The organism is Serratia marcescens subsp. marcescens ATCC 13880 (assembly GCF_017299535.1).
In the GTDB taxonomy this organism is placed as follows: Bacteria; Pseudomonadota; Gammaproteobacteria; order Enterobacterales; family Enterobacteriaceae; genus Serratia; species Serratia marcescens.
Map to the genome: position 1 here is coordinate 3,518,688 of NZ_CP071238.1, position 13,144 is coordinate 3,531,831.

Here is a 13,144-nt window from a genome sequence, read left to right on the forward strand (position 1 = left end):
CCCTTATTGAGCGTTGTACAAAATGACCGCGGCGGTTGCCAGCAGGTTCAGCAGCGTCAGCGGCAGGCACACTTTCCAGCCGAAGGACATCACCTGGTCATAACGCGGACGCGGCAGCGCGGCGCGGATCAGGATGAACATCATCATGAAGAAGGCCGTTTTCAACGCGAACCAGATGAATGGCGGCAGGAACGGACCCTGCCAGCCGCCGAAGAACAACGTCACAATCAGGGCGGACACGGTGACGATACCGATGTATTCCCCCACGAAGAACAGACCGAACTTCATGCCGGAATATTCGATGTGGTAACCGTCAGCCAGTTCCTGCTCGGCTTCCGGCTGGTCAAACGGGTGACGGTGACACACCGCCACGCCGGCGATCGCGAAGGTCACGAAGCCGAAGAACTGCGGAATGACGTTCCAGACGTGCGCCTGAGATTCAACGATGGCCTGCATATTGAATGAATCCGCCTGCATCACCACGCCCATCAGCGACAGGCCGATGAACACTTCGTAGCTCAGGGTTTGCGCGGAGGCACGCATCGCGCCCAACAGCGAGTATTTGTTGTTGCTCGACCATCCGGCGAACAGCACGGCGTACACCGCCAGGCCGGCCATCATCAGGAAGAACAGAATACCGATGTTGAGATCGGACACCGCCCAGGTCGGGCTGACCGGCACGATGGCAAATGCCAGCAACAGAGAAGTAAAGGCGATCATCGGCGCCAGGGTGAAGATCACCCGGTCGGAGAATCTCGGCACCCAGTCTTCCTTGAAGAACATTTTGATCATGTCGGCGACCAGCTGCAGCGAGCCGCCCCAGCCTACGCGGTTCGGTCCGTAGCGGTTCTGGAACAGGCCGAGCAGACGGCGTTCGCCGAAGCTCATGAACGCCCCGCACGCCACGACCACCAACAGGATCACGACCGCTTTAAGAATGGCGATCAAGATGTCGATCACCTCAGGGGTAAACCAGCTCATCGTGCCGCCTCCCGCAGATTGTCTACCTTAGCACCCACCAAGATCGGCGGGATCCCTGGCAAGCCGAGCGGCAAACCAACCTGGCCCTGGGTCAGGGTTTCACTCAGACGCACCGGCAGACGCAGGGTCTGGCCCGCGCAGTTGAACTCCACCAGGCTGCCCGCGTTGACGCCAAGCGTCGCCGCATCGGCCGGGTTGACCATCACGTAGGCCTCCGGCATGCGCTGCTGGATCACGTGAGAGCGCTGCGACATTTCATCGCTGCCGAACAGGTGGTAGTAAGGCGCGACACGCCAGCCGTCGTTCGGATTGAAGGCGGCAGGCACGCGATCGAAGTAACCGAGGCTGCCCTCCCCCGCTTCGATCAGGCGCACGCCCGGATCGCCGTGACGCAGTTTGCCGCCCACTTCGGCCTGGAACTTGTTCCATGCCTGCGGTGAGTTCCAGCCTGGCGCCCAGGCGAACGGGATCTGCTGACGATCGGCCAGCGGGCTGTTGTTCCCTTCCATCGAGAAGGCGAACATGGTGTCTTTATCCTGCGGCTGACGCGGCTCGTGCACGCTGATGTTGGCGCGCATGGCGGTACGGCCGCTGGAGCGGTGCGGCGAACGCGCCAGCTTCTGACCGCGAATGCGGAACGTCGCGTCCGGCGCGGCGTCGACGATGCCCTGCAGCTGCGGCAACGCGGCGACGCAAGCGGCGATCACGTCATCGAGCTGGGTCCAGTCCACGTGGCGGCTGGTGTAGGTGGAGTGCAGCGAGTGCATCCAGCGCCAGCTTTCCAGCATCACGGTGAACTGATTCTTCTTGGCGTCGTCGTAGTAAGCCGGATCGTACACCTGGAAGAAGCGCTGCGCGCGGCCTTCCTGGTTGATCAGCGTACCGTCGCTCTCGGCGAAGCTGGCCGAGGAGAGGATCAGGTTGGCTTTGTCCATGATCGCGGTGCGCTGGTGGTCGGCGACGATCAGGTTGTTGACCTTGGCCAACGCCGCGTCCACCTGCGCCGCCGGCGCATGACGATAGAGATCGTTTTCCATCACGATGGCGGTGTCGGCTGCGCCGCTCGCCAGCTGTTCCAGCGCCTGATCGAGCGAACCGCCGCCGATCATCGCCAGGCCCATGCTGTTGGCTGCGCCCGCCACGAAGGTGATGCCGACGTCGGCACCGCGGCCCTTCAACGCTTTGGCGATGTTGGCCGCCGCTTCGATGATGGCTTCGCTGCCGGCGTTGCTGCCGGTAATGATCAGCGGTTTGCGTGCGCCGGTCAGCGCCTGCACGATGATATCGACTTTCTTGTTCAGGCCGTCGGCCAGATCGTTCACCGCCGGCGCTGCGCTGTCCAGCGCGTGAGCGATGGCGAAGCCGAAGCGCGCCTGCTCGTCAACCGGCGCGCGGTAGTTCCAGGCGGCGATGTCGTCCAGGCGGGTGTTGTCGACGTTGGTGGTGAACAGCGGGTACTTGGCGTGCTGGCCGATGTTCTGCACCGCCGCGATCTGCCAGTCGGCAACGCGCTGCGCCGCCGCCATCGCGCGGGCTTTCCCCTTGACGGCCTGACGCACGGACAGCGCGATGCGCGCGCCGGTTTGCGTCAAGTCTTCGCCCAGCACCAGCACCGCGTCGTAATCCTCGATCTCGCGCAGCGCCGGCGTATGAACGCCGCCGTTTTTCAGCACGTTCAGCATCAGCGCCAAGCGTGATTGCTCAGCCTGAGCGATACCGGTGTAGTAGTTCTCGGCGCCGACCAGCTCGCGCAGTGCGAAGTTGCTTTCCAGGCTGGCGCGCGGGGAGCCGATGCCGATGGTTTTCTTCGCCTGACGCAGGATGTCCGCCGCGCCCTGCATCGCCTGCTCGGCGTTCAGGGTGATCCAGTCATCGCCGCGCAGCTGCTGCGGTTGACGCGGACGATCTTTCTGGTTGACGTAGCCGTAACCGAAACGGCCGCGGTCGCACAGGAAGTAGTGGTTCACGCTGCCGTTGTAACGGTTTTCGATACGGCGCAGCTCGCCATAGCGCTCGCCCGGGCTGGTATTACAGCCGATGCTGCACTGCTGGCAAATGCTCGGCGCGAACTGCATGTCCCATTTACGGTTGTAGCGTTCGGAGTGCGTTTTGTCGGTGAAGACGCCGGTCGGGCACACTTCCACCAGGTTGCCGGAGAACTCGCTTTCCAGCGTGCCGCTTTCCGGGCGACCAAAGTAGACGTTGTCGTGCGCGCCGTACACGCCGAAGTCGGTGCCATCCGCATAGTCTTTGTAGTAACGCACGCAGCGATAGCAGGCGATGCAGCGGTTCATCTCGTGCGAGATAAACGGCCCCAGCTCCTGGTTGTTGTGGGTGCGCTTGGTGAAGCGGTAGCGACGGAAGCTGTGGCCGGTCATTACCGTCATATCCTGCAGGTGACAGTTACCGCCTTCCTCACAGACCGGGCAATCGTGCGGGTGGTTGGTCATCAACCACTCGACCACGCTTTCACGGAACTGCTTCGCTTCGCCGTCATCGATGGAGATGAAGGTGCCATCGGATGCCGGGGTCATACAGGACATCACCAAACGGCCGCGCGTATCTTCCGCGTTTTGGTATTGCTTTACCGCACATTGGCGGCAAGCGCCGACGCTTCCCAGCGCCGGATGCCAGCAAAAGTAAGGAATATCAAGGCCGAGGGAGAGACAAGCCTGCAGCAGGTTGTCCGCCCCGTCTACCTCATACTCTTTGCCGTCTACATGAATCGTAGCCATAGTCAGCATGCTTCCAAGTGGCCTGCCTTGCGGCAGGCGTTAATCAAAAATTCTGGCCGTGTTCGGGCGAGTCGGCTTACCAGCGTTGCTTCAGCAGATTGTTCGGCTGAATGCCGCCAATCGCATGCGCGTTGCCGAAGTGCTGCACGGCGATACCCGCCTCGAACTCTTCACGGAAATATTTAATCGCGCTTTGCAGTGGCTCTACGGCACCTGGCGCGTGGGCGCAGAAGGTTTTGCCCGGGCCGAGGGAACGGCACAGCTGTTCGAGGGTTTCGATATCCCCCGGCTGCCCTTCGCCGTTTTCCAACGCGCGCAGGATCTTCACGCTCCACGGCAGGCCATCGCGGCAAGGCGTACACCAGCCGCAGGACTCGCGGGCGAAGAACTCTTCCAGGTTGCGCACCAGCGGCACCATGCCGATCTCGTGGTCAACCGCCATCGCCAACGCGGTGCCGAGACGGCTGCCGGCTTTGCCGATCGCGCCGTATTCCATCGGCAGATCGAGGTGATCGGCGGTCAGGAAGTCGGTGCCCGCGCCGCCCGGCTGCCAGGCTTTGAAACGCAGACCGTCGCGCATGCCGCCGGCGTAGTCTTCCAGGATCTCGCGCGCGGTGGTGCCGAACGGCAGTTCCCAGACGCCCGGATTTTTCACCCGGCCGGAGAAGCCCATCAGCTTGGTGCCTTTGTCTTCACTGCCGGAGATGCCGGTGTACCACTCCACGCCGTTCGCCAAAATGGCCGGCACGTTGCACAGCGTTTCGACGTTGTTGACGCAGGTCGGCTTGCCCCAGACGCCGGCGCTGGCCGGGAATGGCGGCTTGGAGCGCGGGTTGGCGCGGCGGCCTTCCAGCGAGTTGATCAGCGCGGTTTCTTCGCCGCAAATGTAACGGCCGGCGCCGGTGTGCACGATCAGCTCGAAATCAAATCCGGTGCCGAGAATGTTCTTGCCCAGATAGCCGGCTTCGGTGGCTTCCGCGATAGCGCGACGCAGGTGCGCCGCCGCTTCGATGTACTCGCCGCGCAGGAAGATGTACCCGCGGTAGGCTTTCAGCGCGAACGCGGAGATCAGCATGCCTTCCACCAGCAGATGCGGCAGCTGCTCCATCAGCAGGCGGTCTTTGTAAGTGCCCGGCTCCATCTCATCGGCGTTACACAGCAGGTAACGGATGTTCATGGATTCGTCCTTCGGCATCAGGCTCCACTTCAAACCGGTGGAGAAGCCCGCGCCGCCGCGGCCCTTCAGCCCGGAATCTTTCACCAGGCCGACGATTTCGTCCGGGGCCAGGCCTTTGAGGGCCTTCTCTGCGCCGGCATAGCCGTTTTTGCTGCGGTATTCGTCCAGCCACAGCGGCTGCTTGTCATCGCGCAGACGCCAGGTCAGCGGATGCGTTTCGGGAGTGCGTACAATGTGCTTGGTCATTGATACTGCTCCAGTAGCGTCTCGATATCTTCAGGCTTCAGCTGACTGTGAGTGTCCTCGTCAATCATCATGGTCGGCCCTTTATCGCAGTTGCCCAGACAGCAGGTCGGCAACAGCGTGAAGCGGCCATCAAAGGTAGTTTGACCCGGCTTGATGTTCAGCTTCTTCTCGATAGCGGCCTGAATGCCCTGGTAACCGGTGATGTGACAAACAACGCTGTCACAATAACGGATCACGTGACGTCCTACTGGCTGACGGAAAATCTGGCTGTAGAACGTGGCCACGCCTTCTACGTCGCTGGCGGGGATGCCCAGCACTTCCGCGATGGCGTAAATCGCACCGTCCGGAACCCAACCGCGCTGCTTCTGCACAATTTTCAGTGCTTCGATGGACGCGGCGCGCGGATCCTCGTAATGGTGCTTTTCGTGCTCGATCGCATCACGTTCTTCCGCGCTCAGTACAAATGCATCAACGCCGCTCTGAGGAGCGGCTGCGTTGATGGGCTCGAGCGCATCGTTGACTGCGTGATTGTCTTTTTGATCATGCATAGTTAGCGGTCCACATCTGACATTACAAAATCGATACTACCCAGATAGACGATCAGGTCGGAAACCAGGCTGCCTCGGATGACCGATGGGATCTGCTGCAGGTGCGCAAAGCTCGGCGTACGTACCCGGGTGCGATAGCTCATGGTGCTGCCGTCGCTGGTCAGGTAGTAGCTGTTGATCCCTTTGGTGGCTTCAATCATCTGGAATGATTCGTTGGCTGGCATCACCGGGCCCCAGGAAACCTGCAGGAAGTGGGTGATCAGCGTTTCAATGTGCTGCAGCGTGCGCTCTTTCGGCGGCGGCGTAGTCAGCGGGTGATCGGCCTTGAACGGGCCTTCCGGCATGTTGTTCAGGCACTGTTCGAGGATGCGCAGGCTCTGGCGCAGCTCTTCCACCTTCAGCATCACGCGGGTGTAGCAGTCGCTGGTGCCGTCGCCGACCGGCACTTCGAAGTCGAAGTTCTCGTAGCCGGAGTACGGACGCCATTTACGCACGTCGAACTCCACGCCGGTCGCGCGCAGGCCGGCGCCGGTCACGCCCCACTCCAGCGCTTCTTTGGCGTTGTAAGACGCGACGCCGATGGAGCGGCCTTTCAGGATGCTGTTCTTCAGCGCCGCTTTCACGTAGGAGTCCAGACGCTTCGGCATCCAGTCGAGGAATTCACGCAGCAGGCGATCCCAGCCGCGCGGCAGATCGTGCGCGACGCCGCCGATGCGGAACCAGGCCGGGTGCATACGGAAACCGGTGATCGCTTCCACCAGATCGTAGATTTTCTGACGATCGGTAAAGGCGAAGAACACCGGGGTCATCGCGCCGACGTCCTGAATGAAGGTGGAGATGTACAGCAGGTGGCTGTTGATGCGGAACAGCTCGGACAGCATCACGCGGATGGTGTCGACGCGCTCGGGCACCTTGATGCCGGCCAGCTTCTCGACCGCCAACACATAAGGCATTTCGTTCACGCAGCCGCCGAGGTACTCGATGCGGTCGGTGTACGGGATGTAGCTGTGCCAGGATTGACGCTCGCCCATCTTCTCGGCGCCGCGGTGGTGATAGCCGATATCCGGCACGCAGTCGACGATCTCTTCGCCGTCCAGCTGCAGAATGATGCGGAACGCACCGTGCGCGGACGGGTGGTTCGGGCCGAGGTTGAGGAACATGAAGTCTTCGTTCTCGGTGCCGCGCTTCATGCCCCAGTCTTCCGGCTTGAAGGTCAGCGCTTCCATTTCCAGATCTTCTTTCTGCTTGGTCAGCACGAAAGGATCGAATTCAGTGGCGCGCGCCGGGTAGTCCTTGCGCAGCGGGTGCCCTTCCCAGGTCTGCGGCATCATGATGCGCGACAGGTGCGGATGGCCGTCGAAGGTGATGCCGAACATTTCCCAGGTTTCGCGCTCGTACCAGTTGGCGTTCGGGAACACCTTGGTCGCCGTCGGCACGTGCAGGTCTTTTTCAGACAGCGCCACCTTCAGCATGATGTCGCGGTTGCGCTCGATGGAGATCAGATGGTAGAAAACGGAGAAATCCGCAGCGGGCAGGCCGTCGCGGTGGGTGCGAAGGCGTTCATCCACGCCATGCAGATCGAACAGCATGACATACGGCTTCGGCTGTTTTCTCAGGAACGTCATTACTTCCAGTAACTGGTCAGGTTTAACCCATACCACGGGCATGCCGGTACGAGTGGCCTGAACAGTAAAGGCTTCCGGCCCAAAACGGTTGCGCAGTTCGCCGATCACCGGGTCGTCAAGGTGATCTCGGGTCTGCCAGGCAGGCAAGGCGTCGTGCGTCGTCAAATCTGTCATAATTTTTTTTCACCACACTAAAGGGTTATTCGCCGCAAGTTTCACTTTTCGCTGTGTTAACCAATAGCGCACTAAGATGGACGTTAAATGAACGTCTTAAATCTCGTCAGGCGTCCGGAGGTTGGTCACCGCGATGCGCTCGCCGTGTTTACGCTCTCTTTCAGACTGCATATTGGCGCGGTAAACGCCCTGATCGCCGACAACCCACGACAGCGGGCGACGTTCTTTGCCGATGGATTCCTGCAGCAGCATCAGCGCTTGCATGTAGGCTTCCGGACGCGGTGGGCAGCCGGGAATGTACACGTCGACCGGCAGGAACTTGTCCACGCCCTGCACCACGGAATAGATGTCGTACATGCCGCCGGAGTTGGCGCAGGCGCCCATCGAGATCACCCACTTAGGCTCCAGCATCTGCTCGTACAGGCGCTGGATGACCGGGGCCATTTTGGTGAAGCAGGTCCCGGCTACCACCATCAGGTCAGCCTGACGCGGGGAGGCGCGCAACACTTCCGCACCGAAACGCGCCACGTCGTGAACGGCGGTAAACGACGTCACCATCTCCACGTAACAGCACGAAAGGCCGAAGTTATACGGCCAAATAGAGTTTTTACGCCCCCAGTTCACCATGTCATGCAGCGCATGTTCGAGTTTACCCATGTAAACCGTGCGGTGAACCTGTTGTTCCAGGGGATCGGCGACGATCTCCTGTTTTTGCAGGGGATAACGGTCGTTCTCACCGTTCGGGTCTATGCGGGTGAGCGTATAGTCCATCTTAATGCCTCGCTGTTACTGCGGATGACTGTTGGTGTTAGTGATCGTGCTCGGTTTGCTGCGGCGTTGGGAACGCGCCGGAGTCCAATCCAACGCGCCGATGCGCACCAGATAAACCAGACCGGCCAATAGCACCAAAATGAAAATGGCGGCTTCGATAAAGCCCACCCAGCCGCTCTCGCGAATCGAGACCGACCAGGCATACAGGTATAAGGCTTCAACGTCGAAAATAACGAAGAACATGGCCACCAGGTAGAACTTGGCGGACAAGCGCATGCGCGCCGTGCCGACCGAGTCGATGCCTGATTCAAACGGGGTGTGTTTGGCGCGCGCCCGGGCTCTCCCGCCCAAGAAGAACGCACCCAGCAGCATTAAGCCGCAAAGCCCGATAGCCACGACGAGAAATACGGCGAGCGCCCAGTGATGAGCGATAACTTCAGTGGTTGTTGACATACTCTATGCTTACTCATCAAAAGTGGCGTCGATCGCACTGCTCTTGTCACCGGCAGTTAGTGCGCCACATCGATTTAAGGGAAGGATAAATAACCACACAAACAAACTGCTTTTACAGCGAGTTAGGCAGCGTTTTTCTGTGGGCTTTTTACTCCTTTCTATAACCTTTTGTCAACTTTGACAAAAGTATCTACACACTAGTTTACATACGTATCATTTGATTAACATTTGATGCGCCAGGGACAGGCTAAATCGTGTCAGTTAATTTTTGTGTAGAAACAGATAGATATAAACCAACATGCACATTTCAGTTTTACTATACCATTGTCTCAGGAATTCCCTGTTCTTCCACTCACTACCTAGGGGTATTTTTTTGATCCAGGACACGTTTTCAGCATAAATCCTCAAAAAAAGTGTGGCCCTTTAACAATTTTCCTCAAATTAAGCCGCAAAAACGACCGCCATAAGCTAACAAAATAACCCTGCTATTACCATGCCTTTAACTCATTCAATCTTATTGTGCAAAAAACAAACCCAGCATCTTAAATCCGGTCAAACTCTCTTTTCAGCAACGCTTAAAAGTTAATAAAACAGACAACTCATAACAAAATCACACTTAAACCTCTATAACAGTAGAAATCATCAAAAAACGGCCAAAAAAAACCTCCGCCGAAGCAGAGGTTTTTCATCAGATATCACGCCGCGGCGTTATTCTTCTTCGTCCACCAGGCTGGCATCATCCTGATCGCCCTGGAGACCGGCTTCCGCGCCGTTGAAGCCATAGCCGTCATCGCCGCCCTGCATCGCGCTGAAGATGGCCATGGCCAGTTCGTTGCTGCACTGCGCGTTTTTGCACAGCGCATACTGGGTATCCGGCAGCGGCGGCAAACCTTCCACCGCGCCCAGCACCCGCAGATCGGGGCTCATCATCTCGATCGGCCGCGCGGTCACGCCCAGGCCGGCCTTACAGGCCGCCCGCACCGCGGACAGCGTGGAGGCGACGTAGGCGATACGCCACGGGATACCGGCTTCGTCCAACTGTTTGATCGCCAGCGCGCGGAACGGGCTTGGTTCATCCATCACCACCAGCGGGATAGGTTCGCCGGCCTGATAGTGATAATCGGCAGCGCAGTACCACAGCGTCGGCGACGTACGCAGCACGATGTGCGGGTGCCCGGCCGGATCGGCCGTGGTCACCGCCAGATCGATCTCCCCCTCTTCCAGCAGATCGACCATCGTCGTGCTGCGCTTTACGCGCACGTCAATGGCCAGCTTCGGATAGATGGCGGTCACGCGGTTCAACAGGAAAGGCAGAATGGTATCGGCGGTGTCGTCGGAAGCGCCGATGGTCAGAACACCTTTAATATTGTTGTACATCAGCGAAGTACAGGCTTCGTCGTTAAAGCGCAGGATCTTCCTGGCATAACCGAGAAGCTGAATACCATGCTCAGTCAGGAGTTTGTTGCGCCCATGGCGGGCAAACAGTTCTTTGCCGACCAGTTGCTCTAATCGCTGCATTTGTTGGCTGACGGCTGATTGCGTACGGCAAACGGCAACAGCCGCCGCCGCGAAGGTATTCAAATCAGCAACCGCAACAAAGGTTCTTAGCAGATCGAGGTCGAGATTAAGTATCGGACGATTTGCAGTTGTCATAGTGTATTCTTCACTTTTTTAAATTCTAATTTACGAACTACTACCCTGGTGTGTTTCTCAGACGCCGTTGAAAAGGACGGAGCCTGTTATGACAGTACCCCACTCATAAGTGGAGGGCAAAAAAATTACTTATGATTCGTTACCTCTATCGCTTTTTAAAATGCGATCTATCGATGGTGCTTATAGAACGCGGGAGACTGAATACCGGTGGAAAGGGAAAACCTCCACCGAACCTGAGATTTTACTCATTGATACTGCCTAATTTCCACTCCATTCGTGCTACTGAGAATCCTTATCAACCGGCGTTCAGGCTGCATTACAGAGTAAGAAAAATAAATAATTAACGGCACCAACGTCGTGTTATCACTCAATGAATTTAATAAATTCAATCAGTAAGATTTTTACTTTAAATAATAATCCTATAACCACATAAACAATGCTTAAGCTGAAATATAAAGTAAAGCTAATGTAAATATGCCATTTTTTTAGTGTGGTGCGCTAACCGGCAACCCGCTATCAGACAACTCCGGTATTATCGTTCCTTTACAGTTTATTGAAGCCTATTCTCACTTTCGGCTTATCAGTTCACTGCTGCCGGCCGCGATCGCCGACACGTCTCGTTTATCGATACGTAATTTTACAGAACAAAACCCTAGTAAAATTATAGTTCATGAAATTATGAACTACAAAATAACTTTACCTTTGCTTATCATAACTAAAATCCCCCGTTACGACATGCATTTGCACCAAAGGCGTGCAAAACCCTTCAAAAGCAACTACGCCAGGAGTACATTGGGCGGGTTGCGGCGTCCCACGGTAGGAGCGCCCCTATCCCAGCAAAAGGCTCAACTTTTTATGTCCCCCATTGAGAAATCCAGCAAACTGGACAACGTCTGCTATGACATTCGCGGCCCGGTGCTTAAAGAAGCTAAACGTCTTGAAGAAGAAGGCAACAAAGTCCTGAAACTGAACATCGGCAACCCTGCCCCGTTCGGTTTCGACGCCCCGGACGAAATCCTGGTCGACGTGATCCGCAATCTGCCCACGGCGCAAGGCTACTCCGACTCCAAGGGCCTCTTCTCGGCGCGTAAAGCGATCATGCAGCACTATCAGGCGCGCAACATGCGTGACGTGACCGTTGAGGATATCTACATTGGCAACGGCGTCTCGGAGCTGATCGTTCAATCCATGCAGGCGCTGCTCAACAGCGGCGACGAAATGCTGGTGCCGGCGCCGGACTACCCGTTGTGGACCGCCGCGGTCTCGCTGTCCGGCGGCAAAGCCGTGCACTACCTGTGCGATGAGCAGGCCGGCTGGTTCCCGGATCTGGACGACATCATCAGCAAGATCACCCCGCGCACCCGCGGCATCGTGATCATCAACCCGAACAACCCAACCGGCGCGGTGTACAGCAAAGCGCTGCTGGAACAGATCGTCGAGATCGCCCGCCAACACAACCTGATCATCTTCGCCGACGAGATCTACGACAAGATCCTGTATGACGAAGCGGAGCATCATTCGATCGCTGCGCTGGCGCCGGATCTGCTGACCGTGACCTTCAACGGCCTGTCGAAAACCTACCGCGTGGCGGGCTTCCGCCAGGGCTGGATGGTGCTCAACGGGCCGAAGAAGCACGCCAAAGGCTATATCGAAGGGCTGGAGATGCTGGCTTCGATGCGCCTGTGCGCCAACGTGCCGATGCAGCACGCCATTCAGACCGCGCTGGGCGGTTATCAAAGCATCAGCGAATTCATTCAGCCCGGCGGCCGTCTGTACGAACAGCGCAACCGCACCTGGGAACTGCTCAATGACATTCCGGGCGTCTCATGCGTGAAGCCGCAGGGCGCGCTGTACATGTTCCCGCGCATCGATGCCAAACGCTTCAATATCCATGACGACCAGAAACTGGTGCTGGATCTGCTGCTGCAGGAAAAAGTGCTGCTGGTGCAGGGGACCGCATTCAACTGGCCCTACCCGGATCATGTGCGCATCGTCACCCTGCCGCGCGTAGACGAGCTGGAAATGGCGGTCGGCAAGCTGGGCCGCTTCCTAGAAGGCTACCATCAGTAATCGCCTGGGGCGCAGCGCCTTGCTGCGCCCTTCTCTCATTGCCCGGTTGCAAAATTCGCCGTCACTGCTTCACAATGGGGGCCTCACTTGCCGTTAAAGAGAGCACCATGAGCCAGAGCCATTTCTTCGCCCATCTGTCCCGCCTGAAACTGATCAACCGCTGGCCACTGATGCGCAACGTGCGCACCGAGAACGTCTCCGAACACAGTCTGCAGGTGGCTTTTGTCGCCCACGCGTTGGCGGTGATCAAGAACCGCAAGTTCAACGGCAATCTCAACGCCGACCGGGTTGCGCTGCTGGCGATGTATCACGACGCCAGCGAAGTGATCACCGGCGACATGCCGACGCCGATCAAGTACTACAATCCGCAGATCGCCCACGAATACAAGAAGATCGAAAAGATCGCCCAGCAAAAGCTGCTGGACATGATCCCCGCGGAACTGCGCAACGATTTCCGCACCATTCTCGATGAGCACTATTACAGCGAAGATGAAAAGCAGGTGGTAAAGCAGGCGGACGCATTATGCGCCTACCTGAAATGCCTGGAGGAGCTGTCTGCCGGCAACAACGAATTTACCCTGGCCAAGGCGCGGCTGGATAAAACCCTGGAACAGCGCCGCAGCCCGGAAATGGACTACTTCATGGAAGTGTTCATTCCCAGTTTCAGTCTGTCATTGGACGAAATCAGCCTCGACAGCTCGCTGTAACCCC

Annotated in this window: 10 protein-coding genes; 2 read left to right on the top strand and 8 right to left on the bottom strand. The window is 57.9% G+C overall.

From position 1 onward, the window contains the following. Nucleotides 1-3 precede the first annotated feature (3 nt). From nuoH to lrhA, 8 genes are all read right to left on the bottom strand, one after another. The gene (nuoH, locus tag J0F90_RS16800) at nucleotides 4-981 is read right to left on the bottom strand and encodes an NADH-quinone oxidoreductase subunit NuoH (RefSeq protein WP_004936022.1); all 978 of its coding nucleotides are present in this window, start codon (nucleotides 979-981) and stop codon (nucleotides 4-6) included. Further along, nucleotides 978-3,716 carry an NADH-quinone oxidoreductase subunit NuoG gene (nuoG, locus tag J0F90_RS16805; protein WP_103086415.1) on the bottom strand — a complete coding sequence of 913 codons (2,739 nt, stop codon included), beginning with the start codon at nucleotides 3,714-3,716 and terminating at the stop codon, nucleotides 978-980. The genes nuoH and nuoG overlap by 4 nt, the downstream gene beginning before the upstream one ends. A gap of 76 nt (nucleotides 3,717-3,792) precedes the next feature. Then, a complete protein-coding gene (gene nuoF / locus J0F90_RS16810) occupies nucleotides 3,793-5,139 on the bottom strand; it encodes an NADH-quinone oxidoreductase subunit NuoF (RefSeq protein ID WP_015378579.1) in 1,347 nt (448 codons plus the stop codon). Continuing rightward, nucleotides 5,136-5,687 (bottom strand): NADH-quinone oxidoreductase subunit NuoE, encoded by a 552-nt coding sequence (gene nuoE / locus J0F90_RS16815; protein ID WP_004936034.1) that lies wholly within the window; start codon nucleotides 5,685-5,687, stop codon nucleotides 5,136-5,138. The genes nuoF and nuoE overlap by 4 nt, the downstream gene beginning before the upstream one ends. Before the next feature lie 2 nt (nucleotides 5,688-5,689). Further along, nucleotides 5,690-7,486, bottom strand: a complete 1,797-nt coding sequence (gene nuoC / locus J0F90_RS16820; RefSeq protein WP_004936036.1) for an NADH-quinone oxidoreductase subunit C/D — start codon at nucleotides 7,484-7,486, stop codon at nucleotides 5,690-5,692. A 96-nt stretch (nucleotides 7,487-7,582) separates the two neighbouring features. After that, nucleotides 7,583-8,257 carry a NuoB/complex I 20 kDa subunit family protein gene (locus J0F90_RS16825; protein WP_004936039.1) on the bottom strand — a complete coding sequence of 225 codons (675 nt, stop codon included), beginning with the start codon at nucleotides 8,255-8,257 and terminating at the stop codon, nucleotides 7,583-7,585. 15 nt (nucleotides 8,258-8,272) lie between these two features. Further along, on the bottom strand, nucleotides 8,273-8,710 hold the full coding sequence (gene nuoA, locus J0F90_RS16830) for an NADH-quinone oxidoreductase subunit NuoA (protein WP_004936040.1): 438 nt from the start codon (nucleotides 8,708-8,710) through the stop codon (nucleotides 8,273-8,275). Between the two features lie 708 nt (nucleotides 8,711-9,418). Further along, on the bottom strand, nucleotides 9,419-10,363 hold the full coding sequence (gene lrhA, locus J0F90_RS16835) for a transcriptional regulator LrhA (RefSeq protein WP_028127747.1): 945 nt from the start codon (nucleotides 10,361-10,363) through the stop codon (nucleotides 9,419-9,421). 855 nt (nucleotides 10,364-11,218) lie between these two features. Here lrhA and J0F90_RS16840 point away from each other — a divergent pair. Together J0F90_RS16840 and yfbR are read left to right on the top strand one after the other, a co-directional pair. After that, entirely contained in the window at nucleotides 11,219-12,433 is a 1,215-nt protein-coding gene (locus J0F90_RS16840; RefSeq protein WP_004936047.1) for a pyridoxal phosphate-dependent aminotransferase, read from the top strand. Between the two features lie 107 nt (nucleotides 12,434-12,540). Further along, nucleotides 12,541-13,140 carry a 5'-deoxynucleotidase gene (gene yfbR, locus J0F90_RS16845; protein ID WP_015378582.1) on the top strand — a complete coding sequence of 200 codons (600 nt, stop codon included), beginning with the start codon at nucleotides 12,541-12,543 and terminating at the stop codon, nucleotides 13,138-13,140. The last annotated feature ends 4 nt before the right edge of the window (nucleotides 13,141-13,144 follow it).

What these genes read in the sequence shown, in the direction of transcription:
- nuoG (WP_103086415.1), bottom strand. Translation starts at nt 3,716, where the DNA reads ATGGCTACGATTCATGTAGACGGCAAAGAGTATGAGGTAGACGGGGCG.
- nuoE (WP_004936034.1), bottom strand. Translation starts at nt 5,687, where the DNA reads ATGCATGATCAAAAAGACAATCACGCAGTCAACGATGCGCTCGAGCCC.
- nuoA (WP_004936040.1), bottom strand. Translation starts at nt 8,710, where the DNA reads ATGTCAACAACCACTGAAGTTATCGCTCATCACTGGGCGCTCGCCGTA.
- nuoF (WP_015378579.1), bottom strand. Translation starts at nt 5,139, where the DNA reads ATGACCAAGCACATTGTACGCACTCCCGAAACGCATCCGCTGACCTGG.
- J0F90_RS16840 (WP_004936047.1), top strand. Translation starts at nt 11,219, where the DNA reads ATGTCCCCCATTGAGAAATCCAGCAAACTGGACAACGTCTGCTATGAC.
- J0F90_RS16825 (WP_004936039.1), bottom strand. Translation starts at nt 8,257, where the DNA reads ATGGACTATACGCTCACCCGCATAGACCCGAACGGTGAGAACGACCGT.
- nuoH (WP_004936022.1), bottom strand. Translation starts at nt 981, where the DNA reads ATGAGCTGGTTTACCCCTGAGGTGATCGACATCTTGATCGCCATTCTT.
- yfbR (WP_015378582.1), top strand. Translation starts at nt 12,541, where the DNA reads ATGAGCCAGAGCCATTTCTTCGCCCATCTGTCCCGCCTGAAACTGATC.
- lrhA (WP_028127747.1), bottom strand. Translation starts at nt 10,363, where the DNA reads ATGACAACTGCAAATCGTCCGATACTTAATCTCGACCTCGATCTGCTA.
- nuoC (WP_004936036.1), bottom strand. Translation starts at nt 7,486, where the DNA reads ATGACAGATTTGACGACGCACGACGCCTTGCCTGCCTGGCAGACCCGA.